The sequence below is a fragment of the Rathayibacter sp. AY1C7 genome (assembly GCF_002931865.1).
Taxonomy (GTDB): domain Bacteria; phylum Actinomycetota; class Actinomycetes; order Actinomycetales; family Microbacteriaceae; genus Rathayibacter.
In genome coordinates this window covers 32,621-55,498 of record NZ_PSWB01000001.1, presented here as the reverse complement: position 1 = coordinate 55,498, position 22,878 = coordinate 32,621, and the positions used below count along the sequence as shown (strand labels likewise).

Genomic DNA, 22,878 nt, shown 5'->3' with positions numbered 1-22,878 from the left:
GCGGCGGACGCCCCGGACATTCCCGATCGACGGGGATCCGCTGCGAGAGGTCTCAGGTGAGGACCGCGCAGAGCGCGGAGGACGCGGCCTCGGCCTCCTCGAGCGTGGCGCCCTCGCCGAAGCTGAACCGCACGGCGGTCCGGGCGACGTCGGGGTCGAGGCCGAGGGCCAGCAGCGCGGGCGAGGGCTCGTCGCGCCCGGCGGCGCACGCCGAGCCGCTCGAGACGACGACGCCGCGCTCCTCCAGCTCGAGGAGCGTCGACTCGCCGCTGCGCCCGGGGACGGCGTACGCGGCGATCGAGGGGAGCCGGTGCGCCGCGGAGCCCAGCGGCACGGCCCGGGGCGCCAGGGCCGCGACCCGCTCGGCGAACGCGTCCCGGACCGCTCCGACCCGCGCCGCGCGGTCCGGATCGAGCAGGCGCACCGCGGTGCCGAGCGCGACCGCGAAGGCCACGTTCTCGGTGCCCGAGCGCCGCTCCCGCTCCTGGCCGCCGCCGTGCAGCAGGGGCTCGAACGGGAGCCGGCTGCGCAGCAGCAGCGCCCCCACGCCCTTCGGGGCCCCGAGCTTGTGCCCGGAGACCGAGACCGCGTCGGCGCCCCAGCCCGCGACGTCCAGCCAGCCGGCGGCCTGGACGGCGTCCACGTGCAGCGGCACGCCCCGCGATCGGCAGAGCGCCGCGATCGCCGGCACGTCCTGCACCGTCCCGATCTCGTTGCTCGCCGCGAGCACCGAGACCAGCGCGGTGTCCGGCCGGACCAGCGCGGCGAGCGCGTCGAGGTCGAGCAGGCCGGTCGCGTCGACGGGGGCCGTCGACACCTCGAAGCCGTGCAGGCGCCGGAGGTGGTCGGCCGACTCGACGGTCGCCTCGTGCTCGAGCGCCGAGATCACCAGGTGCCGTCCGCGCGGCGACCCCAGCGCGAGGCCCTTGATCGCCGTGTTGATCGACTCCGTGCCGCCGGAGGTGAAGAGCGTCTCAGAGGTGCGGCCGCCGAGGAAGCGGGCCACGTGAGCGCGCGCCGCCTCGAGCGCGCGCGCCGCGGCGTCGCCGAGCGAGTGGCTGCTCGACGGGTTGCCGTACTCCGCGGTGAGGAACGGCCACATGGCCTCCAGCACCTCGCGGCGCACGGGCGAGGTCGCGGCGTGGTCGAGGTAGATCACTCGACCGCGATGTCCAGGCCGAGGTCGAGCGAGCGGACGCTGTGGGTGAGCGCGCCGACGGAGATCACGTCGACCCCCGCCTCCGCGATCGCGCGCACGGTCGTGAGGTCGACGCCGCCGCTCGCCTCGACCACGGCCCGCCCGCCGATGAGGGCGACGCCCTGGCGGAGCAGCTCGGGGGTGAAGTTGTCGAGCATGATCGTGTCCGCGCCTCCCGCCAGCGCGGGCTCGATCTGGTCGAGCCGGTCGACCTCGACCTCGAGGTGCGCCGTGTGCGGGATCGAGGCGCGCGCCGCCCGCAGGGCCGCGGTCAGGTCGATCCCGCGCGCGGCGAGCACCGCGAGGTGGTTGTCCTTCGCCAGCACCGCGTCCGAGAGCGAGAAGCGGTGGTTGCGGCCGCCGCCGCTGCGGACGGCGTGCCTCTCGAGCGCGCGCAGGCCCGGCGTGGTCTTGCGGGTGTCGACGATGCGGGCGCGCGTCCCCTCCACCGCGGCGACGTACTGCGCCGTCAGGGTGGCGATGCCGCTCATCCGCTGCACGAGGTTGAGCGCGACGCGCTCGCCGCGGAGCACGCCGCCCGCGGGGCCCTCGATCCGGGCGAGGGTCTGCCCGGCCTCGAAGACCGCGCCGTCCTCCACGAGCACCGAGCAGCGGATCCGGGAGTCGACCTGCCGCATCGTGCCGACGAGGACGGCGCCGCCGCTGAAGACGCCGGGCTCGCGGGCCACGAGGGCGGCGCTCGCGGTGGCGTCCGCGGGGAGGAGAGTGTCGGAGGTCAGGTCGCCCCAGGGCGCGTCCTCCTCGAGGGCGAGGGTGACGACGCGGTCGATGCTCTGGCGGGTCAGCACGGAAGGGCCGCCTCTCTGGTGGGGGCGGCGGCGCTCGCCGTCGCGGGGTCGGGGGAGTCGGTGCGGTGGTGGGCGCCCACGGAGTGCGTGCGCGCGAGCGCGGCGTCGATCAGAGCGAGGGCGCAGGTCAGCAGGTTCGCGTCCTCGAGCGTCCTCAGTCCGAGCGGAGCGGGCGAGGCGGAGGCGACGAGCGCGTCGCGCGCCGCCGTGAGCCCCGCCGCGTCCCGGGAGAGGCCGGCTCCCGCCCACATCGCGTCCTGGAGAGCGGTGCGGTCGAGCGTCATCGGGACGACGGCGCGGGGAGGGGCGACCGGGCCGCCGCTCCAGGAGAGGGAGTCGAGGGCGAGCGCCGCGCGGCGCGCGAACACGACGCCCTCGAGCAGGCTGTTGGAGGCGAGGCGGTTCGCGCCGTGGACGCCGGTGCGGGCGACCTCGCCCACTGCGAGCAGCCCGGGGAGGCTGGTGCGCCCGTCCAGGTCGGTCGCGATCCCGCCCATCCAGTAGTGCGCGGCCGGAGTCACGGGCAGCAGGTCGTCGGCGAGCGAGAGCCCGTTCTCGCGGCAGGCCGCCGAGATCGTCGGGAACCTCTTCGCCAGCACCTCGGGGTCGATCGCCCGGGCGTCCAGGTGCACGGGCAGTCCGCCCTGCATCCGCATCCGCTCCGCGATCGCGCGCGCCACGACGTCGCGCGGCGCCAGCTCGGCCTCGGGGTGCACCCCGGCCAGGAACCGCTCGCCGGCGGCGTCGCGCAGCACCGCGCCCTCGCCGCGCACCGCCTCCGAGACGAGGAAGCCGCCCGGCAGCGCGAGCGTGGTCGGGTGGAACTGGTAGAACTCCAGGTCCGCCGTCTCCGCTCCTGCCCGCAGGGCCGCGGCGAGCCCGTCCCCGGTCGCGACGGACGGATTGGTGGTGTGCCGGTAGAGCTGCCCGGCGCCTCCGGTGGCCAGCACGACCGCGTCGGCCGTCAGGCGCTCGAGCACGCCGTCGTGCAGGACGTCGGCGCCCGTGACCGAGCCGCCCTCCCGCACCACGTCGACCAGGGCGGCGTGCTCGCGCACCTCGACGGACGAGGCCCGCACCGCCGCCACGAGAGCGGCCTCGATCGCGGCGCCCGTCGCGTCGCCGCCGGCGTGCAGGATCCGCGGACGCGAGTGGGCGCCCTCGAGTCCCCGCGCCAGCTCGCCGCCCTCGCGGTCGAAGCCGACGCCCCACTCCTGCAGCACCGCGACCGCCTCCGGCCCCTCAGCGCAGAGCACCTCGACCGCCGAGCGCACGGCGAGGCCCGCACCGGCGGTGAGCGTGTCCTCCACGTGCAGCGCCACGGAGTCGCCCGGCGCCGTGACCGCGGCGATCCCGCCCTGCGCGGCGCGCGTCGACGACTCCGCCAGCGTGCCCTTGGTGACGAGCAGCACCTCGTGGCGGTGCTGCGCCGTCAGCGCGGCGACCAGCCCGGCGATGCCGCTGCCGACGACGACGACCCGCGCCATGTCAGACCGCCGCCGGCCCGGCGGGCGGAACGGCCGCGAGCATCCGCTCGAGGGCGATGCGCGCCTCGGCCTGCACCGATTCCGCGACCTCGATGCGGTTGAGCACCGTCCCCGCGACCAGTCCCTCGAGCACCCAGGCGAGGTAGCCGGGGTGGATGCGGTACATGGTCGAGCAGGGGCAGACCACGTCGTCGAGGCAGAAGATCGTGTGCTGCGGGTACTGGACGGCGAGGCGCTGCACCAGGTTGATCTCGGTGCCGATCGCGAAGGTCGATCCCGCGGGTGCCGCCTGGATCGCCTTCACGATGTAGTCGGTCGAGCCGTACTCGTCGGCCGCATCGACGACCGCCATCGGGCACTCCGGGTGCACGATCACGCGCACGCCCGGGTGCTCGGCGCGCGCCTTCGCGATCTGGGCCGTCGTGAAGCGCTTGTGCACCGAGCAGAAGCCGTGCCAGAGGATCACCTGCGCGTCCAGGAGCGTCGCGGTGTCGGAGCCGCCCTGCGGCTTCCGCGGGTTCCACATCGGCATCCGCTCCAGCGGCACGCCCATCGCCTTGGCGGTGTTGCGGCCGAGGTGCTGGTCGGGGAAGAACAGCACCCGCTGCCCGCGCGCGAACGCGTCCTCGAGCACGGTCGCCGCGTTCGAGGAGGTGCAGACCACGCCTCCGTTTCGGCCGCAGAACGCCTTCAGCGCGGCGGAGGAGTTCATGTACGTGACCGGGACGAGCGGCACGCGGCCGTCGGCGTCCGGCTCGGTGCCGTAGAGCTCGGTGAGCTCGGCCCAGGCGTCCTCGACGGAGTCGATGTCGGCCATGTCCGCCATCGAGCATCCGGCCGCCAGGTTCGGGAGGATCACGGCCTGTTCCGGTCCGGAGAGGATGTCGGCCGTCTCCGCCATGAAGTGCACGCCGCAGAAGACGATGGCCTCGGCGTCGGGCCGGCTCGTCGCCGCCTTCGCCAGCTGGAACGAGTCGCCCACGTAGTCGGCGTACTGCACCACCTCGTCCCGCTGGTAGAAGTGCCCGAGCACGACGACCCGCTCGCCGAGCGTCTCCTTCGCCGCGAGGATGCGGTGGTGCAGCTCGTCGGCGCTCGCCGTCGTGTACTCCTCCGGCAGACGTCCCTGGACCGGGGCGTCGGCCGGGATCGGGTCGGCCTGGGAGGCGCCGGGCCCGTAGGCGGGCAGGCCGAGGTCGAACGACCAGGGGGCCTCCGCGAGCTCGGGCGCGCAGGTGGCGCCGGGCGCGGAGCCGCCCTCGATGAGCCGGATGGTGCTGTCGACGGATGTCACGGTGTTCTCCTCGTGAGGCGGGTGGGGGAGTCGGGCGGCGCGCTCAGACGGGCAGCGGGCCGTTGTCGACGAGCGCCGCCGACTCGTCGTAGCGGTAGAGGCGCGGGGGACGGTGGCGGGTGCCCGTCAGGCGCTCCCCGGTGGGCACCACGGTGCCGGAGCTCTCGATCGTCCGGCGGAAGTTGGCCGGGTCGAGGGGCTTCTGCAGGACGGCCTCGTGGACCTCCCGCAGCTGGGACAGGGTGAAGGCGCCGCCGAGGAAGGCCTGCGCGATGCGGGAGTACTCCATCTTGTTGCGCAGGCGCCAGAGGGCGTAGTCGACGATCAGTCCGTGGTCGAAGGCGAGCTCGAGCGGCAGATCGGTGCAGAGCCAGGCGACGTTCTCTCCCACGATGGCCTCGTCGGCCTCGGCGGAGCGCACGAGCGCCCAGTAGACGATCGACACGACGCGGTCCTCACCGGGGGAGCGGTCGGTGCCGCCGACGGCGTAGAGCTGCTCGAGGTAGCGCGGAGCCAGGCCCGTGGTCTCGCGGAGAGTGCGGCGGGCCGACTCGGCGAGGTCCTCGTCCGGATGCAGCGGTCCGCCGGGCAGTGCCCAGAGTCCCTCGAACGGCTCGCGGATGCGCCGGACGACGGGGATCCAGACGGTGCTCGCTCCGGTCTCCGGGTGCGGCCGCAGGGCGAAGATCACCGTCGACACGGCGAGCTGCACGTCCGGCATCCGATGCCCCCTACTAAGAGTCGCACCGACTGTAAGTGCTGGGATCACCTTAGTGTCACCAACACCTGAACACCTAGCGGGAGAAGCGACACGCCGCTACGGGCCCGCCCCGCCCGCTAGGCTGACCGCACAACCGAATACCGGGCCGCAATACGCGACGCGGGAGAGCCGACTCCGGTCGGCACCGAAGGAGCAAGCCTCCCCGCCAATCTCTCAGGTCTTGTACCGCGTCGAACTGGCCACTCTGGAAAGCGATCCGCTCGGATCCGCCCATGGTGAAAGCGCTCGACCCCTCGGGGCGGCGCGAATCTCTCAGGCTCCACGACAGAGGGGGAGTTCCCACGGCACTGCTGTGCTCTGCCGCGAACGCGGCGCGAGTCCAGCACTGCGACGAAATGGAGAACTCATGTCCGAGACCCCGACGACCAGCCCCGAAGCCCGCTACTCGCCCCTGCACGAGGTGCACGTCGCCGCCGGCGCGTCCTTCACCGACTTCGCCGGATGGCAGATGCCGGTCCGCTACTCCGGCGACCTCGCCGAGCACCACGCCGTGCGCACCGCCGCCGGCCTCTTCGATCTCTCGCACATGGCCGAGATCCTCGTCGTCGGCCCTGAGGCGGTCGACGCCCTCGACTACGCGCTGGCGAGCGACATCTCGGCCGTCGCCGCCGGCCGCGCGAAGTACACCCTCCTCCTGGAGCGCACGGGCGGCGTGATCGACGACCTCGTCGTCTACCGCACCGGCGAGGACCGCTTCATGGTCGTCGCGAACGCGGCCAACCGGCACATCGTCGTCGAGACGCTCCGCGACCGCACCGCGATGTTCGAGTGCGAGCTGTTCGACGAGAGCGACGACGTCGCCCTCATCGCGCTGCAGGGACCGCACTCGCTCGAGATCCTGCAGAACGTCCAGGGCCTCGCCGTCGAGACCGAGCGGGGAGCGGAGTCCGTGCTCGACACGGACGACGCCGCCCGCCTCCTCGCGGAGCTGCGCTACTACCGCGCCGTGCCCGCGACCTTCGAGGCGCACCCGATCCTGATCGCGCGCACCGGGTACACAGGCGAGGACGGCTTCGAGATCTACGTCTCGCCCGACTCCGCTCCCACGCTCTGGCAGGCTCTCGCCGAGACCGGCGCCGGAGCGGGCCTCGTCCCCGCCGGCCTCGCCGCCCGCGACACCCTCCGCCTCGAGGCGGGCATGCCGCTCTACGGCCACGAACTCTCCCGCGACGTCTTCCCCGCACAGGCCGGCCTCGGCCGCGTCGTCGCCTTCGGGAAGCCGATCGACTTCGTCGGCCGCGCGGCCAGCGAGGAGGGTCCCTCCGGAGACGCTCCCGTGCTCGTCGGGCTCGTCGGCGAGGGCCGCCGCGCCGCCCGCGCCGACTACACCGTCCTCTCCGGCGACGACGAGGTCGGAGTGGTCACCAGCGGCGTCCTCTCGCCGACCCTGGGCGTCCCGATCGCGATGGCCTACGTCGCCCCCGCCTCCGCGCAGCCCGGGACGGCGCTCGCCGTCGACATCCGCGGCACGCGCCTCCCGATGACCGTCACCGAGCTCCCCTTCTACTCGAGAAAGAAGAACTGACATGGCCGTGCCCACCGAGCTGCAGTACACCTCCGACCACGAGTGGATCCGGGTCGACGGAGAGGTCGCGACCGTCGGCATCACCGCCTACGCCGCGGACAAGCTGGGCGACGTCGTCTTCGTCGAGCTCCCCGAGGCGGGAGCCCGCGTCGAGGGCGGCAGCGTCGTCGGCGAGATCGAGTCGACCAAGTCGGTGGGCGAGCTGTTCGCCCCCGTCGACGGCGAGGTCCTCGAGGCCAACACGGCCGTCGTCGACAGCCCCGAGCTCGTCAACTCCGACCCGTTCGGCGAGGGGTGGCTGATCCGGGTCCGCTTCGACGCCCTGCCCGACGGCCTCCTCGACTCCGCCGCCTACATCGAGCTGGTCGGCGAGTAGATGGCGGCCACCAGGACCCCCGGCGCCTTCGAGTCCCGCCACATCGGGACCGACGCCGACGCGCAGCGCACCATGCTCGCGGCTCTCGGCTACGACTCCGTGGAGGAGCTCGTCACCGCCGCCGTCCCCGAGTCGATCCAGGTCCGCGACCTCCCGCGGGTGCTGCCCGCTCCGGCCACCGAGACGGAGGCGCTCGCCGAGCTGCGCGCACTCGCCGCGAAGAACACGGTGCGTCGGCCGATGATCGGCCTCGGCTACTACGGCACGCACACCCCCGCCGTGATCAAGCGCAACGTGCTCGAGAACCCCAGCTGGTACACGGCCTACACGCCGTACCAGCCCGAGATCTCGCAGGGGCGCCTGGAGGCGCTGATCAACTTCCAGACGATGGTCTCCGACCTCACCGGCCTCGACACGGCCGGTGCGTCGATGCTCGACGAGGGCACCGCCGTCGTCGAGGCGATGCTGCTCGCGCGCCGTGCCTCGAAGGCGCGCACCGACGTCTTCGTCGTCGACTCCGACGCTCTCCCGCAGACCCTCGCGCTGCTGCGCGGCCGCGCGGAGGCCGTCGGCATCCGCATCGTCGAGCTCCCGCTCTCGCGCACCGCCGCGGCGGAGGTGCCGGAGTGCTTCGGCGCCCTCGTGCAGTACCCCGGCGCGTCCGGGCACCTCTGGGACCCGTCGGCGGTGCTCGCCGCGGCGAAGGCCCACGGAGGCCTGGCGGTCGTCGCCGCCGACCTGCTCGCGCTGACCCTGGTGCGCTCGCCGGGCGAGCTCGGCGCGGACGTCGCCGTCGGCACCACGCAGCGCTTCGGCGTCCCGCTGGGCTTCGGAGGACCGCACGCCGGCTACCTCGCCGTCCGCAAGGGACTCGAGCGCCAGCTGCCCGGCCGCCTCGTCGGCGTCAGCCAGGATGCGGACGGCCACCCCGCCTACCGCCTGTCCCTCCAGGCCCGCGAGCAGCACATCCGCCGCGAGAAGGCCACCTCGAACATCTGCACCGCGCAGGTCCTCCTGGCGGTCATGGCCGCGATGTACGCGGTCTACCACGGGCCGGACGGGCTCGCCGCGATCGCCGAGCGCGTGCACGGCCGGGCCGCGCTCCTCGCGCGCCTCCTCCTCGACCGGGGCCACTCCCTCCGGCACGCCGACTTCTTCGACACCGTCTCGGTCGTCGTGCCCGGCGGTGCGGAGGCGGCGGTCGCCCGCGCCCGCGAGGCCGGCTTCGACGTGCGCCTGGTCGACGCCGACACGGTCTCGGTGTCGATCGACGAGACGGTCACCGACCTCGAGGTGATCGCCGTCGCGACCGCCGTCGGGCAGCTGGACTCGTCGTTCGGCTTCCTCGGCGGCTCCGCGCGGAGCATCCCCGCCGAGCTCGACCGCCGCACGCCCTTCCTCGTGCACCCGGTCTTCAGCAGCCACCACAGCGAGACCTCGATGATGCGCTACCTCAAGCGCCTCGCCGACTCGGACTACGCGCTGGACCGCGGAATGATCCCGCTCGGCTCCTGCACCATGAAGCTCAACGCCGCCACCGAGATGGAGGCGGTCAGCTGGCCCGAGTTCGCGGACCTGCACCCGTTCGCCCCCGAGGCGGACGTGCAGGGCTCCCTGGCGCTGATCGACCAGCTGGAGGGGTGGCTCGCCCACCTCACCGGCTACGACTCCGTGTCGCTCCAGCCCAACGCCGGCTCGCAGGGCGAGCTCGCGGGCCTGCTGGCTATCCGCGGCTGGCACCGGTCGAACGGCGACGAGGACCGCACGGTCTGCCTGATCCCCTCGAGCGCTCACGGCACCAACGCCGCGAGCGCGGTCCTCGCCGGCATGCGCGTCGTCGTCGTGGCCTGCGACGAGCTCGGCAACGTCGACCTGGACGACCTCCGGGCGAAGATCGCCGAGCACGCGGGCTCCCTCGCCGCGCTGATGATCACCTACCCGTCGACCCACGGCGTCTACGAGCACGAGGTCGCCGAGATCTGCCGCCTCGTCCACGAGACCGGCGGACAGGTGTACGTGGACGGCGCGAACCTCAACGCGCTCCTGGGCTTCGCCCGCTTCGGAGACTTCGGCGGCGACGTCTCGCACCTCAACCTGCACAAGACGTTCTGCATCCCGCACGGCGGAGGCGGTCCCGGCGTCGGTCCCGTCGCCGCGAAGGCGCACCTCGCGCCGTTCCTGCCCGGCCACCCGCTCGCGCAGCGGCTCGAGCACGGCGTGGGCACGCAGGGCGAGCGGATCGTCCACGGCGGCGCACCGGTGTCGGCAGCGCCCTACGGCAGCCCCGGCATCCTGCCGATCTCGTGGGCGTACGCCCGGATGATGGGCGAGGAGGGCCTGCGGGCCGCGACCGGGGCGGCCGTCCTCTCGGCCAACTACGTCGCCGCGCGCCTCCGCGAGCACTACCCGGTGCTCTACACGGGGGACAACGGGCTCGTCGCCCACGAGTGCATCCTCGACATCCGTCCGCTGACGGCGGCGACCGGAGTGACCGTGGACGACGTCGCCAAGCGCCTCGTCGACTACGGCTTCCACGCCCCGACCATGAGCTTCCCCGTCGCCGGGACCCTGATGGTCGAGCCGACGGAGAGCGAGGACCTCGCCGAGATCGACCGCTTCATCGACGCGATGATCGGGATCCGGGCGGAGGCCGACCGCGTCGGCGCGGGGGAGTGGCCGGTGGACGACAACCCGCTGCGCGGCGCCCCGCACACCGCCGAGTGCCTGACGGCCGAGGAGTGGACGCACCCGTACAGCCGCGAGGAGGCCGTCTACCCGGTCCGCTCGCTGGTGCGCGGCAAGTACTGGCCGCCGGTCCGCCGGATCGACCAGGCCTACGGCGACCGCAACCTCGTCTGCGCCTGCCCGCCCATCGAGGCCTTCGCCTGATCCGCCCGCACGCGCTCGTCCGCAACCGAGGGTGAGAGAGCAGGAACGGAGCCCCGAGCCCGTCCTCGGCTCTTCGACCCTCGGTTGCAGACACGGTCGGTCCCTCACAGGCGCGGAGTGGGTCGCAGTCCTCCCGATCCGGGGGGAACGGCGCACGGCGACCCCGATGCACGAGGGAGCCCGACCGTGGGGAACGCGTGGTGGAGGTGCCGGCAGGGCTCGACGGAGTAGCGACGAGCGAGCAGCTCCACCGTGCGGGCGTCACGCCGCGGCAGTGGAGAGCCGCGGCGCGGTCCTGCGGCTCCTCGGATGCGATCGGTCCGACGTCACGTCCGCGGAGCCGGCGGCGCGAACAGCTCGGGCCAGAGGGCGACGGCCAACGGGTACCCGACGAACGAGACGATGTCGATGATCGAGTGGGCGATCACCAGGGGCAGGGTGCGGCCGAAGCGCTGGTAGAACAGTCCGAACACCAGGCCCATGACCACGTTCCCGATGAAGGGCCCGATGCCCTGGTACAGGTGGTAGCTGCCCCGGAGCAGCGCACTGGTCACCAGGATCCGCCACCGCCCCCAGCCCAGATCGCCCAGGCGGGCGAAGAGGTACCCGATCACGACGACCTCCTCCTGCACTCCCGCCCGGATCGCGGAGAGCACGAGCACCGGCACCGTCCACCAGTACGCGTCCAGCGGCGAGGCCACCACCGCCACGGTGATGCCCAGCGCGCGTCCGACGGCGTACAGCGCGATGCCCGGCGCGCCGATCGCCACCGCGAGGACGGTCCCGGTCCCCAGGTCCGCGAACGGCCGGCGCAGGTCGAGCCCCAGGCGCCCGAGCGGACGGCCCGAGCTCTGCCAGAGCAGGAACGCGCAGAGGGCCACCGGCACCAGGTCGAAGAAGAGCGCGAGCAGCTGGTAGACGAGGTCGAAGCCCGGGCGGTCGCTGAGGGCGCCGTTGATCGTCGCGGTCTGGTCGGCCAGTGCGGTCGAGCGGGTGAGCCGGTTGGCGATGGAGACCACCGAGTAGACCGCGGAGGCGCCCAGCGAGAGCCCGAGGACCAGCAGGATCTCGATGCGGATCCGGCGCCGTCCGGGCGCGGATCCTGACAGGTCGGTGGACACTCCGTGCGTCTCCTCTGAAGTCGATGTGTTGCGCGACGGCCGCCCGGTACGCACGTTTCGTGCAGAACAGCGCAAGGATTCCACCTCCCGGTTACCGCTGTGTAACGGTTGCCACATGCTTTTGTGCAGATAGCGGGCGAATACATAGTCTCGTTGAAGGCATCCGCGCGACGGCCACCAGTCTCGTGCGCCGCCGCCGTCGCCACGCGCACGGCACTCCACGCGTCAGGGAAACCACTTCTCGCGCGCCCCCACATCACTGGAGGAATAGTGAACATCAGACGTTACGGATTCGGGGCTCTGGCGCTCGTCGCCGCGAGCACGCTGGTCCTGGCCGGCTGCAGCAGCTCGAACGACTCGGGCGGAGGTGCATCGGGAGGCGACGCCGCCGCGATCATCTCCACGAACGGCTCCGAGCCGCAGAACCCGCTGATCCCGACGAACACCAACGAGGTGGGCGGCGGCAAGATCCTCGACGAGATCTTCGCGGGCCTGGTCTACTACGACGCCAAGGGCGCCCCCGAGAACGACGTCGCCGAGTCCATCGAGTCGGACGACGCGCAGAACTACACGATCAAGATCAAGTCGGGCCTGACCTTCACGAACGGCGACCCGGTCACCTCCAGCTCGTTCATCGACGCCTGGAACTACGGCGCCAAGCTGTCGAACAACCAGCTCAGCGCGTCGTTCTTCTCGAACTTCGAGGGCTTCAGCGACACCGAGGACAGCGAGCTCACCGGCCTCAAGGCCGTGGACGACACCACCTTCACCGTCGCGCTCAAGTCCCCGCAGTCGGACTTCCCGATCAGCCTCGGCTACTCGGCGTACTACCCGCTGCCCGCCGCCGCGTTCGACGACATGGCCGCCTTCGGTGAGAACCCGATCGGCAACGGCCCGTACAAGCTCGACGGCGACGACGCGTGGCAGCACGACGTCCAGATCGAGCTCGTCAAGAACGACGAGTACACCGGCCCCCGCGAGGCCCAGAACGGCGGCCTGAAGATCGTCTTCTACGCCACCCAGGACGCCTCCTACGCCGACCTCCTCGGCGGCAACGTCGACGTGATCGACCAGATCCCGGACTCCGCCTTCGGCACCTTCGAGAGCGACCTCGGCGACCGCGCCGTGAACCAGCCCTCGGCCGTGTTCCAGTCCTTCACCATCCCGGGCCGTCTCCCGCACTTCGACGGCGAGGAGGGCCAGCTCCGCCGCCAGGCGATCTCGATGTCCTTCGACCGCAAGGAGATCACCGACGTGATCTTCGAGGGCACCCGCACCCCGGCCTCCGACTTCACCTCCCCGGTGATCGACGGCTACAGCGACGCCCTCTCCGGCGCCGACGTGCTCGAGTACAACCCCGACGAGGCCAAGGCGCTGTGGGCTCAGGCCGACGCGATCAGCCCCTGGGACGGCACCTTCAAGATCGCCTACAACGCCGACGGCGGCCACCAGGGCTGGGTCGACGCGGTGACCAACTCGATCAAGAACACGCTGGGCATCGACGCCGAGGGCGACGCGTACCCGACCTTCGCCGAGGCGCGCACCAAGATCGTCGACCGCTCGATCGAGACCGCGTTCCGGACCGGATGGCAGGCCGACTACCCGAGCCTCTACAACTTCCTCGGACCGCTCTACGTGACCGGCGCCTCGTCCAACGACGGCGACTACTCGAACCCCGAGTTCGACACCCTGCTCCAGCAGGGCCTGTCGGACGCCGACGCCGATGCTGCGAACAAGACGTTCCAGCAGGCCCAGGAGATCCTCCTGAAGGACCTCCCGTCGCTGCCCCTGTGGTACGCGAACGTGACCGGCGGCTACGGCGAGGGCGTGTCGAACGTCGAGTTCGGCTGGAACTCGGTGCCGCTCTACTACGAGATCACCAAGAACTAAGCTCGAACCACTGGGGCGCTTCGCCCGTGCCGTCGGCCACCAGGTCACGGCACGGGCGGAGCGCCCTGTTTCGGTCACAATCGAATGAGGTCCCCATCCATGCGACTCCGGAACCGGCTGGGCTGACATGCTCGCCTACATCGTCCGACGCATCCTGCAAGCCGTCCCCGTGCTCATCGGCACCACGTTCCTCATCTACTTCATGGTCTTCTCCATGCCGGGGAACCCGCTCCTGTCGCTCTTCGGCGACAAGACGCCGAGCCCCGCACTCCTCGCCCGCCTCGAGGAGCAGTACCACCTGAACGAGCCCTTCTTCGTCCAGTACCTGTACTACCTGGGAGGCGTCGTCCGCGGCGACTTCGGCATCTCGTTCTCCGGCCAGTCCGTCAACGAGATCCTCGCCCGCACCTTCCCGGTCACCCTGACGCTCGCCATGATGGCGATCGTCATCGAGATCGTCGTCGCGCTGACCATCGGTCTCATCAGCGGTCTGCGCAAGGGCAGCTTCTTCGACGCGAGCGCGCTGGTCGTCAGCCTCCTGCTCGTGTCGGTGCCGATCTTCGTGCTCTGCTTCATCGCGCAGTCCTTCTTCGCGATCCAGCTGGGATGGTTCCCTCCGACCGTCGGAGCCGACGCGTCGTTCCAGAGGCTGCTGCTGCCCGCGATCGTGCTCGCCCTCTTCGTGGTCGCCTCGGCCATCCGCCTCACGCGCGGCTCGGTCATCGAGACGGCCGGCTCGGACTTCGTCCGCACCGCGTACAGCAAGGGGCTCTCGCGACGCCGCGTCATCCCCGTGCACGTCCTGCGCAACTCGCTCATCCCGGTCACGACGCAGTTCGGAGCCGACTTCGGCCTCCTGATCGTCGGCGCGACCGTGACCGAGGGCATCTTCAACGTTCCCGGAGTCGGGAACACGCTCTATCAGGCGATCATCCGAGGTGAGCGGCCGACCGTCGTCTCCTTCGTCACGGTCATGGTGCTGTTCTACCTCGTGGTGAACATCCTCGTCGACCTGCTCTACGCCGTACTCGACCCGAGGATCCGCTATGCCAAATGAGTCCACCGGCGGCGCGCAGAAGGCCCGCCGCATCGACCACTTCGTGGCCCCGCTCGAGGAGACGCCGATCGCGTCGGTCGACGCCGTCAGCCTCGACGAGAAGCCCAGCAACCTCTGGACCGACGCGTGGCGCGACCTGCGCAAGCGGCCCATGTTCTGGATCTCGGGCGTCCTGATCCTCGTCATCATCGCCGTCGCGCTGTTCCCGGGCCTGTTCACCTCGGTGGACCCCCGCCAGTGCGCGCTCTCGTTCAGCAACCAGGGCCCCGGCGACGGCAGCCTGCTCGGCTACACCAAGCAGGGGTGCGACGTCTTCTCGCGGATCATCCACGGCACGTCCACGTCGCTGACCGTCGGCCTCATCGTGATCGTGATCACGACGGTCTCCGGCGTCATCGGCGGCGCTCTGGCCGGCTTCTTCGGCGGCTGGGTCGACACCGTGATCATGCGCCTCGGCGACATCTTCTTCTCGATCCCCTACATCCTCGCCGCGGTCGTCATCATGTCCGTCTTCTCGGCCTACCGGAACGTGTTCGTCATCGCCCTGGCGATCGGCGCGTTCGCCTGGCCGACGACGGCGCGCGTCCTGCGCTCCGAGGTCCTCCGCGTGAAGCAGGCCGACTTCGTCGGCGCCGCCACCGCGACCGGCCTCTCCCGCATGGCGATCCTGTTCCGGCACGTGCTGCCGAACTCGATCGCTCCCGTCATCGTCGTCACGACGATCTCGCTCGGCGCGGCCATCACCGCGGAGGCGACGCTGTCGTTCCTCGGCGTCGGCCTTCCCGGCTCGGTCATGTCGTGGGGCAACGACATCAGCCAGGCCCAGCGCGATCTGCGCACCAACCCGCAGACGCTGATCTACCCGTCGATCGCCCTGACGGTCACGGTGCTGAGCTTCATCCTCCTCGGCGAATCGCTCCGCGACGCGCTCGACCCGAAGGCGAGGGCCCTCCGATGACCGCCACGACACCGAACGCACCGCACGGCCCGCTGCTCGAGGTCACCGACCTCGAGGTCGGCTTCCAGACCGGCAGCGGACTGGTCCCCGCCCTCCGCGGCGTGAGCCTCACGATCGAGCACGGCCAGACCGTCGCGATCGTGGGGGAGTCGGGCTCCGGCAAGTCGACGACCGCCGCCGCGATCATCGGCCTGCTCCCCGGCACCGGCCAGGTCACCGCCGGCTCCGTGCTGTTCGACGGCAAGGACCTCGCGAAGGCGACGAGGACCGAGCTCGAGGACATCCGCGGCCGCCGGATCGGCTACGTCCCGCAGGACCCGATGTCGAACCTGAACCCCGTGTGGTCGGTCGGCTTCCAGGTCGAGGAGACCATCAAGGCCAACGGCCTCGCGACCGGTCGCAAGGAGGTGCGCGCCAAGGCGATCGAGGTCCTGCAGAACGCGGGCCTCGCCGACGCGGAGAAGCGCCTCAAGCAGTTCCCGCACCAGTTCTCGGGCGGCATGCGCCAGCGCGTGCTGATCGGCATCGGCCTGGCCGCGGCTCCCCAGCTGCTGATCGCCGACGAGCCCACCTCGGCGCTCGATGTCACGGTCCAGCGCCGGATCCTCGACCACCTCGAGACGCTGACGAAGACCGACGGCACCGCGCTGCTCTTCATCACGCACGACCTGGGCCTCGCCGCCGAGCGCGCCGAGAAGCTCATCGTCATGTACAAGGGCCGCATCGTCGAGTCCGGCGCCTCGGTGGAGGTGCTGCAGAACCCGCAGCACCCCTACACGCAGCGCCTGATCGCGGCGGCGCCCAGCCTCGCGTCGCGCCGCATCCAGTCGACGGCCGGCCGTGCCGTGGAGTCGGTCCCCGGCGAGTCGGAGGCCGTCCGCGAGGTCGACCTGGTCGGCGCGGGCGCCGCGCACCACGCCGGCGCGGTCGCCTCGGGCGCCCCGATGATCGAGGTCGACGGCCTCACCAAGGTCTTCAAGATCCGCCGCGGCGGCCTGAAGGCCGAGGACTTCACCGCCGTCGACAACGTGTCGTTCTCGATCCCGAAGGGCACCACCACGGCGCTCGTGGGCGAGTCCGGATCGGGCAAGTCGACGATCGCCCGCCTGGTGCTGGGCCTCGAGACGGCGACGTCCGGAGCGATCTCGATCGCCGGCCGACGGACCGAGAAGCTCAAGGGCCGCGACATGCTGGCGCTCCGGCGCTCCATGCAGCCGGTGTTCCAGGACCCGTACGGCTCGCTCGACCCGCTGCACAACATCGGCAACACCATCTCGGAGCCGCTGCGGGTGCACAAGGTCGGCGACCGGACGTCGCAGCGCGAGCGCGTCCTCGAGCTGCTCGACCAGGTGTCCCTCCCGCGCGTGATCGCGAGCCGGTACCCGAACGAGCTCTCCGGCGGCCAGCGCCAGCGCGTGGCGATCGCCCGCGCGCTCGCGCTGAAGCCGGAGATCGTGGTGCTCGACGAGGCCGTGTCGGCTCTGGACGTCCTCGTCCAGGCGCAGATCCTCCGCCTCCTCGCCGACCTGCAGGCCGAGCTCGGGCTGACCTACCTGTTCATCACGCACGACCTGGCGGTGGTCCGCGTGATCGCCGACGACGTCTGCGTGATGCAGAAGGGCAGGATCGTCGAGCACGCCCCGACGGACACCGTGTTCGACTCGCCGCAGCAGGAGTACACCCGCGAGCTGCTCGACGCCATCCCCGGCGCCGGCATCGAATTCGCGGTCTGACCGACCGTCACCAGGGCCCCGGCCCCGCCTGGAGCGCTCCTCGGAGCCCTCCGGAGCGGGGATCCGGGGCCCTTCGCCGTGCGGACGCCTCGCTGCGGTACGATGGATGGTCCCCCTTTTGCACGAGAACACGAGACGAGTCCGTATCCATGGCAAGTGCCACCCGCTCCGACCTGCGCAACGTCGCGATCGTCGCCCACGTCGACCATGGCAAGACCACGCTGGTCGACGCCATGCTCAAGCAGACGAACTCCTTCGACGCGCACGCCCACGTGGACGAGCGCGCGATGGACTCCAACGAGCTCGAGCGCGAGAAGGGCATCACGATCCTCGCGAAGAACACCGCTGTCTCGTACAGCGGCAAGCACGCGAGCGACGGTCCCATCACCATCAACGTCATCGACACCCCGGGCCACGCCGACTTCGGCGGCGAGGTCGAGCGCGGCCTGTCGATGGTCGACGGCGTCTGCCTCCTCGTCGACGCGTCCGAGGGCCCGCTGCCCCAGACCCGCTTCGTGCTGCGCAAGGCGCTCGAGGCGAAGCTCCCCGTCATCCTCCTGGTCAACAAGACCGACCGCCCCGACGCGCGCATCGACGAGGTCGTCGCCGAGAGCCAGGACCTGCTCCTCGGCCTCGCCTCCGACATGGCCGACGACGTGCCGGACCTCGACCTCGACGCGATCCTCGACGTCCCCGTGGTCTACGCCTCCGGCAAGGCCGGCCGCGCCTCGGCGAACAAGCCCGAGGACGGCACGCTGCCGGACGCCGAGGACCTGGAGCCGCTGTTCGAGGCGATCCTCAAGCACATCCCCGCGCCGACCTACGACGACGACGCGCCCCTCCAGGCCCACGTCACCAACCTCGACGCGTCGCCGTTCCTCGGCCGCCTCGCCCTCCTCCGCGTCTTCAACGGCACGATCAAGAAGGGGCAGACGGTCGCCTGGGTCCACCACGACGGCACCCACACCAACGCGCGCATCACCGAGCTGCTGATCACCAAGGCGCTCGACCGCTACCCGGCCGAGTCCGCGGGCCCCGGCGACATCGTCGCGATCGCGGGCTTCCCCGAGATCACCATCGGCGAGACCATCGCCGACCCCGAGGACATCCGCCCGCTGCCGGCCATCACGGTCGACGACCCGGCGATCTCGATGACGATCGGCACCAACACCTCGCCGCTCGTCGGCAAGGTCAAGGGCCACAAGCTCACGGCGCGCATGGTCAAGGACCGCCTCGACCGCGAGCTCATCGGAAACGTGTCGCTCAAGATCGTCGACATCGGACGTCCCGACTCGTGGGAGGTCCAAGGCCGCGGCGAGCTCGCGCTGGCCATCCTCGTCGAGCAGATGCGCCGCGAGGGCTACGAGCTGACCGTCGGCAAGCCCCAGGTGGTCACCCGCCAGGTCGACGGCAAGACGCACGAGCCCTTCGAGCACCTGACGATCGACGCTCCGGAGGAGTACCTCGGCGCGATCACGCAGCTCCTCGCCGCCCGCAAGGGCCGCATGGACGGCATGTCGAACCACGGCACCGGCTGGGTCCGCATGGAGTTCATCGTCCCGTCGCGCGGCCTGATCGGCTTCCGCACCGAGTTCCTCACCACCACCCGCGGCACCGGCATCGCGAACGCGATCCTGCACGGCTACGAGCCGTGGGCCGGCGCGATCGTCACCCGCAACAACGGGTCGATCGTCGCGGACCGCAACGGCGTCGTGACCCCGTTCGCCATCATCGCGCTCCAGGAGCGGATGACCTTCTTCGTGAACCCCACCGAGGAGGTCTACGAGGGCATGGTGATCGGCGAGAACTCGCGCAACGACGACATGGACGTCAACATCACCAAGGAGAAGAAGCTGACCAACATGCGTCAGTCCACCTCCGACACCTTCGAGTCGATGACGCCGTCGCGTCAGCTGACGCTCGAGGAGTGCCTCGAGTTCGCCCGCGAGGACGAGTGCGTCGAGGTCACCCCCGAGGTCGTCCGCATCCGCAAGGTGGAGCTCGATGCGAACGCCCGCGCGCGCATGACGAGCCGCCTCAAGAAGCAGGGCTGAGCCCCGGGCGCCTCGGCGCCCGCCCACGACGAGACCGGCCGGAGCGATGCTCCGGCCGGTCTCGTCGTCTCCGCCCGGTGCTGCAGTGTGCAGCGCCGATCCCGTCCCTCGCGGTCCGGATCAGCCCGCCGGACTCGGAGAGGGAGAGGGGGTCGAGGACTCCGCCTCGAGCGTCGAGGTGACGAAGGAGACGAACGCCGCCGCGTCGTCCGGCTTCCCCGTGTACTGCTCGCCGTTCACCAGCACGGTGGGCGTCGACTCGAGCTTCGGCAGCGAGGAGTTAGCGAGGGGGAGCGAGGTGGCCCGCTCGGTCGCGGCCTTCACCCAGGGCCGGAACTCGCCCCCGGTCATGCAGGCGAGGACGTCGTCGTCGGTGACGCCCGCTCCGGTCACCAGCGCCCGCAGAGCGTCGTCGTCGAGGCCCGTCGTCCCCTCCGCCGGCTGCTGCGCGAAGAGCGCCGCGTTCACGGCGAGGAAGCGGTCCGGATCCTCGTCGGCGACGCACGCCGCGGCGTTCGCGGCCCGGCTGGAGTACTCGGAGCCGGCCGAGGAGGAGTCGAGGATCGCCACCGGATGGATCTCGAGCGTGATCGCCCCCTTCGTCAGCCACGACTGCAGCTGCTCGGCGTTCGCCTTCTCGAACTGCCCGCAGTACGGGCAGAGGTAGTCGACGTAGAGGTCGACGGCGACGACTCCGCCTGCTTGTGTGGCGCTCTCGTCGGTCGGGACGGGGGAGGCTCCCGGAGCGAGTGCCGCGGTCGTCGTCGCCGACACGGCCGAGCCGTCGCCCGCGAGGACGATGCCGTCGCTGAGCATGTTCGCCGGGCCGGCGCTCGCGACCTCCTGCTGCGACCAGACGTTCCAGCAGACCAGGGCCACGACCGCGAGGAGCCCGACGACCGCTCCGCCCTGCCCGAGCAGCCGGTTCCGGCGCCGCCGGCGCCTCTCCGCTTCGCGGCGCTCCCGCGCCTGCGCTCGGGCGAGCTCCTGGCGCTCGCGCTTGGTCAGGCCGCTTCTCGCACTGTTCCCGGACATCGCCGACGACGCTACGGGCGCAGGCTTCGGCGCGCAGTGGAGTGCGCCCGCCGGATCCTGGGACGGAGTGCGGGTCCTCTCAGGGATCAGGCGAAGAGGCCGGAGCCGAGGAAGTCGGTCTCGTCGCGGGCACCGGGCGGCACCGCGAACACGGCCGAGCCGACGTGCTTCACGTACTCGTTCAGCGCGTCCGTCGCGAGGTTCCGCTGCACGGTGACGAACTGCTCCGGGGAGCGCTGGAACGAGAGGAAGAACAGCCCCGCGTTCAGGCGTCCGAGCTCGTCGTTTCCGTCGACGAAGTTGTAGCCGCGCCGCAGGAGCCGCACTCCGTTGTTCACGCTCGGATGCGCGAGGCGCACGTGCGACTCCTGATCGATCAGCGGGGCACCGGTGGCGCCGGCCGCTGCGAAGTCCGGCTCGGTGGACTCCGTGCCGCCCGAGAGCGGCGCTCCGGACCCCTTGCTGCGGCCGATGACCCGCTCCTGCTCGCCCAGCTGGCTGCGGTCCCACGTCTCGATGATCATCCGGATCTTCCGCGCGACCAGGTAGCTGCCGCCGACCATCCACGCGGGGCCGTCGGAGGAGGGGACCCAGACGTGCTCCTGGACGGCGTCGGCCTCCTCGGACTTCACGTTCGCCGTGCCGTCCTTGAAGCCGAAGAGGTTGCGCGGAGTCGCCTGGGCGGTGGACGTCGAGGAGGTGCGGCCGAAGCCGAGCTGAGACCAGCGGAGCGAGGCCCGGCCGAACGCGATCCGGCTCAGGTTGCGGATGGCGTGCACGGCGACCTGCGGATCGTCGGCGCAGGCCTGGATGCACAGGTCGCCGCCGCCGGCCGAGGGGACGAGCGCGTCGCCGCGGAAGCGGGGCAGGGCCTGCAGCTCAGGAGGCCGGCGGTCGGCGAGGCCGAAGCGGTCGGCGCCGGACTCGTCCGTGAAGAGGGTGGGTCCGAAGCCGACCGTGACGGTGAGCGACGCGGCGTCGAGCCCGAGCGCCTCCCCGGTGTCCTCCGGAGGAGCCGTGTCCGGCCCGTCCACCGCGCCGTTCTCGCCGACCTCGAAGCCCTGGGTCATCCGGGAGGCGGCGAGCGTCCAGTCCTTCAGGAGCTCGACGAGGTCCTCGCGCGTGGTGCCCGCGGCGAGGTCGAACGCGGCGAAGTGCAGCCGGTCCTGCGCGGCGGTGGTGATGCCCGCCTGGTTCGCGCCGAAGAACGGCACGGTGCGCGGGGCGGAGGAGGCCGTCGCGCTCGCGGACGATGTGACGGCCACCGTGCCGCCCACTCCGGCGGCCAGCCCGGCCGTCCCCGCCGAGACGAGGCCGAGCAGCCCGCGCCGCGAGAGGCGGCGGGGTTCGTCGGCGTGCTGCTCGGACTCCGTCGGCCGGGCTCCCTCGTGCTGCTCGGCGTCCACTATGCGGTCGGCTCCTCGACGCCCAGCACCGTGTGGGTCAGCTGCGAGAGCGGCTCGGAGAGAGCGTTGACCGCGTCCGAGAGCTCCTTCTTCTGCTCCGCGGTGACGGTGGAGTACGCGGCGAAGCCGGAGTCGATCGAGCCGTACTGCGCGAGCAGAGCGTCGAGCTCGGAGAACCGCTGCGTGATCCGTCCGGTGAGGTCGGCGCCCTCGTCGCCGCTGGCGGTCGCGATCGGCTCGACGTTGCCGAACGCCACCTCCGCGCCCTGGACGTTCGCGGCGAAGTCGGTGAGGTCGGTGCTCGACCACCAGTCCTCCTCGCCCGTGATCTTGCCGGCCGCGACCTCGTCGAGCAGGCCGATGGCGCCGTTGGAGATGTCGCCCACCGAGACGGTGAAGCCGGGTGCGTTCACGAGGTCGGCCAGGCTCTGCACGTCGTCGACGAGGCCCTGGCCGAACTGCGCGCGCTGCTCGGGGGTGGAGGGCGCCCAGTCGAGGAGCGCGCTCGTGCCGTCGGAGTTGAGCGCACCCTCCGCGGGGGCCCACAGGTCCTTCTCGATGCGGTGGAAGCCGGTCCAGTCCAGGCCCTCGGCGACGGCGTCGACCTCGCGGTAGTCGATGCGCGGGTCGAGGTCGCCGAACGCCTCCGCGGTCGGCTCGATCCGCTCGTAGAAGACGCGGGTCGACGCGAAGAGGCCGCGCGCCTTCTCGTCGTCGCCGGCCTCGTAGGCCTGCGCGAACTCGGCGACCGCGGGGAGCAGCTCGCCCACCTGCGACTTCACGTACGCCACGTAGTTGGTGACCGCCGCCTCCGTCGCCGCCTTCTCGTCCGCCGACTGCGCGGTGGCCTCACCGGTCACGGTGAACTCGCTCAGCCCCACCGGGGCGCCGACCTGCTGGAACTTGCAGGCGGTGTAGTAGGTGCCCGGCTCGAGCTGAGCGACGTAGGAGACGCTCTGGCCCGGGGTCACGTTCTCCTTCTCGCCCACGATCCGCAGCTTGTCCTCGGCCAGGATCTCGAACTCGTTGACGTCCGAGCCGCCGTTGGTCAGTGAGAACGTCACCGCTCCCGCCTCGGCGGTCGCCGTCGACACCTCGCAGGCGTCGTCCCTGATCGCGACGTCGAGCGCGACGGAGGAGGAGGACGCGGGGGTGTTCGGCACGCAGCCCGTGAGGATCAGCGCCAGGGCGCCGGCGCCGGCGAGGCCGAGGGTGACGCGGGGGAGGGTGGGACGAGCGCGCGAGGACATGCTTCTCCTGGATCG

The 22,878-nt window shown here is 71.6% G+C and carries 17 protein-coding genes and 1 riboswitch; of the genes, 8 read left to right on the top strand and 9 right to left on the bottom strand.

Annotated elements, in window-relative coordinates:
• Positions 1–52 precede the first annotated feature (52 nt).
• The 5 genes from C5C69_RS00245 to C5C69_RS00225 are packed head-to-tail and all read right to left on the bottom strand — an operon-like array spanning position 53 to position 5,509.
• On the bottom strand, positions 53–1,159 hold the full coding sequence (locus tag C5C69_RS00245; protein ID WP_104232752.1) for a cysteine desulfurase family protein: 1,107 nt from the start codon (positions 1,157–1,159) through the stop codon (positions 53–55).
• The gene (gene nadC, locus C5C69_RS00240) at positions 1,156–2,007 is read right to left on the bottom strand and encodes a carboxylating nicotinate-nucleotide diphosphorylase (protein ID WP_104237538.1); all 852 of its coding nucleotides are present in this window, start codon (positions 2,005–2,007) and stop codon (positions 1,156–1,158) included. Before nadC ends, C5C69_RS00245 begins: the two co-directional genes overlap by 4 nt.
• Entirely contained in the window at positions 2,001–3,494 is a 1,494-nt protein-coding gene (gene nadB, locus C5C69_RS00235; protein ID WP_104232750.1) for an L-aspartate oxidase, read from the bottom strand. The genes nadC and nadB overlap by 7 nt, the downstream gene beginning before the upstream one ends.
• Position 3,495: 1 nt before the next feature.
• Complete coding sequence (gene nadA, locus C5C69_RS00230) at positions 3,496–4,788, bottom strand: quinolinate synthase NadA (RefSeq protein WP_104222968.1); 1,293 nt, start codon at positions 4,786–4,788, stop codon at positions 3,496–3,498.
• 43 nt (positions 4,789–4,831) lie between these two features.
• A complete protein-coding gene (locus C5C69_RS00225; protein WP_104222969.1) occupies positions 4,832–5,509 on the bottom strand; it encodes an NUDIX domain-containing protein in 678 nt (225 codons plus the stop codon).
• Between the two features lie 150 nt (positions 5,510–5,659).
• Positions 5,660–5,747: riboswitch (glycine riboswitch) on the top strand.
• A gap of 168 nt (positions 5,748–5,915) precedes the next feature.
• On the opposite strand from C5C69_RS00225, the gene gcvT reads away from it, so the two are divergent.
• From gcvT to gcvP, 3 genes are read left to right on the top strand one after another with little or no spacing between them, the layout of a single operon-like run.
• A complete protein-coding gene (gcvT, locus tag C5C69_RS00220; protein WP_104232748.1) occupies positions 5,916–7,094 on the top strand; it encodes a glycine cleavage system aminomethyltransferase GcvT in 1,179 nt (392 codons plus the stop codon).
• Between the two features lies 1 nt (position 7,095).
• Complete coding sequence (gene gcvH / locus C5C69_RS00215) at positions 7,096–7,470, top strand: glycine cleavage system protein GcvH (protein ID WP_104232747.1); 375 nt, start codon at positions 7,096–7,098, stop codon at positions 7,468–7,470.
• Positions 7,471–10,359 (top strand): aminomethyl-transferring glycine dehydrogenase, encoded by a 2,889-nt coding sequence (gcvP, locus tag C5C69_RS00210; RefSeq protein ID WP_104232746.1) that lies wholly within the window; start codon positions 7,471–7,473, stop codon positions 10,357–10,359. It begins immediately after the preceding gene.
• A 326-nt stretch (positions 10,360–10,685) separates the two neighbouring features.
• On the opposite strand, the gene C5C69_RS00205 is transcribed toward gcvP, so the two are convergent.
• On the bottom strand, positions 10,686–11,480 hold the full coding sequence (locus tag C5C69_RS00205; RefSeq protein ID WP_258059269.1) for a CPBP family intramembrane glutamic endopeptidase: 795 nt from the start codon (positions 11,478–11,480) through the stop codon (positions 10,686–10,688).
• A 270-nt stretch (positions 11,481–11,750) separates the two neighbouring features.
• Here C5C69_RS00205 and C5C69_RS00200 point away from each other — a divergent pair, with 270 nt between their 5' ends.
• From C5C69_RS00200 to typA, 5 genes are all read left to right on the top strand, one after another.
• Positions 11,751–13,370: an ABC transporter substrate-binding protein gene (locus tag C5C69_RS00200; protein ID WP_104232745.1), complete on the top strand. Its 1,620-nt coding sequence runs from the start codon at positions 11,751–11,753 to the stop codon at positions 13,368–13,370.
• 127 nt (positions 13,371–13,497) lie between these two features.
• A complete protein-coding gene (locus C5C69_RS00195) occupies positions 13,498–14,427 on the top strand; it encodes an ABC transporter permease (protein WP_104222975.1) in 930 nt (309 codons plus the stop codon).
• The gene (locus tag C5C69_RS00190) at positions 14,417–15,385 is read left to right on the top strand and encodes an ABC transporter permease (protein WP_104222976.1); all 969 of its coding nucleotides are present in this window, start codon (positions 14,417–14,419) and stop codon (positions 15,383–15,385) included. Before C5C69_RS00195 ends, C5C69_RS00190 begins: the two co-directional genes overlap by 11 nt.
• Complete coding sequence (locus C5C69_RS00185) at positions 15,382–17,118, top strand: ABC transporter ATP-binding protein (protein WP_104225543.1); 1,737 nt, start codon at positions 15,382–15,384, stop codon at positions 17,116–17,118. Before C5C69_RS00190 ends, C5C69_RS00185 begins: the two co-directional genes overlap by 4 nt.
• Positions 17,119–17,267: 149 nt before the next feature.
• Positions 17,268–19,172, top strand: coding sequence for a translational GTPase TypA (typA, locus tag C5C69_RS00180; RefSeq protein ID WP_104222978.1), 1,905 nt, complete (start codon positions 17,268–17,270; stop codon positions 19,170–19,172).
• 120 nt (positions 19,173–19,292) lie between these two features.
• Here typA and C5C69_RS00175 read toward each other — a convergent pair whose 3' ends face one another.
• The 3 genes from C5C69_RS00175 to efeO all read right to left on the bottom strand — a co-directional run bounded on the left by C5C69_RS00175 (position 19,293) and on the right by efeO (position 22,863).
• The gene (locus C5C69_RS00175; RefSeq protein WP_104232744.1) at positions 19,293–20,207 is read right to left on the bottom strand and encodes a thioredoxin domain-containing protein; all 915 of its coding nucleotides are present in this window, start codon (positions 20,205–20,207) and stop codon (positions 19,293–19,295) included.
• Between the two features lie 86 nt (positions 20,208–20,293).
• Entirely contained in the window at positions 20,294–21,613 is a 1,320-nt protein-coding gene (gene efeB / locus C5C69_RS00170) for an iron uptake transporter deferrochelatase/peroxidase subunit (protein ID WP_104232743.1), read from the bottom strand.
• The gene (gene efeO, locus C5C69_RS00165) at positions 21,613–22,863 is read right to left on the bottom strand and encodes an iron uptake system protein EfeO (protein ID WP_104232742.1); all 1,251 of its coding nucleotides are present in this window, start codon (positions 22,861–22,863) and stop codon (positions 21,613–21,615) included. Before efeO ends, efeB begins: the two co-directional genes overlap by 1 nt.
• Between the last annotated feature and the right edge of the window lie 15 nt (positions 22,864–22,878).

Excerpts from the sequence above, each read along its gene's own strand:
- gcvP (WP_104232746.1), top strand. The coding sequence starts at position 7,471 with ATGGCGGCCACCAGGACCCCCGGCGCCTTCGAGTCCCGCCACATCGGG.
- C5C69_RS00195 (WP_104222975.1), top strand. The coding sequence starts at position 13,498 with ATGCTCGCCTACATCGTCCGACGCATCCTGCAAGCCGTCCCCGTGCTC.
- gcvH (WP_104232747.1), top strand. The coding sequence starts at position 7,096 with ATGGCCGTGCCCACCGAGCTGCAGTACACCTCCGACCACGAGTGGATC.
- gcvT (WP_104232748.1), top strand. The coding sequence starts at position 5,916 with ATGTCCGAGACCCCGACGACCAGCCCCGAAGCCCGCTACTCGCCCCTG.
- typA (WP_104222978.1), top strand. The coding sequence starts at position 17,268 with ATGGCAAGTGCCACCCGCTCCGACCTGCGCAACGTCGCGATCGTCGCC.
- nadB (WP_104232750.1), bottom strand. The coding sequence starts at position 3,494 with ATGGCGCGGGTCGTCGTCGTCGGCAGCGGCATCGCCGGGCTGGTCGCC.
- efeO (WP_104232742.1), bottom strand. The coding sequence starts at position 22,863 with ATGTCCTCGCGCGCTCGTCCCACCCTCCCCCGCGTCACCCTCGGCCTC.
- C5C69_RS00185 (WP_104225543.1), top strand. The coding sequence starts at position 15,382 with ATGACCGCCACGACACCGAACGCACCGCACGGCCCGCTGCTCGAGGTC.
- C5C69_RS00175 (WP_104232744.1), bottom strand. The coding sequence starts at position 20,207 with ATGTCCGGGAACAGTGCGAGAAGCGGCCTGACCAAGCGCGAGCGCCAG.
- C5C69_RS00190 (WP_104222976.1), top strand. The coding sequence starts at position 14,417 with ATGCCAAATGAGTCCACCGGCGGCGCGCAGAAGGCCCGCCGCATCGAC.
- C5C69_RS00225 (WP_104222969.1), bottom strand. The coding sequence starts at position 5,509 with ATGCCGGACGTGCAGCTCGCCGTGTCGACGGTGATCTTCGCCCTGCGG.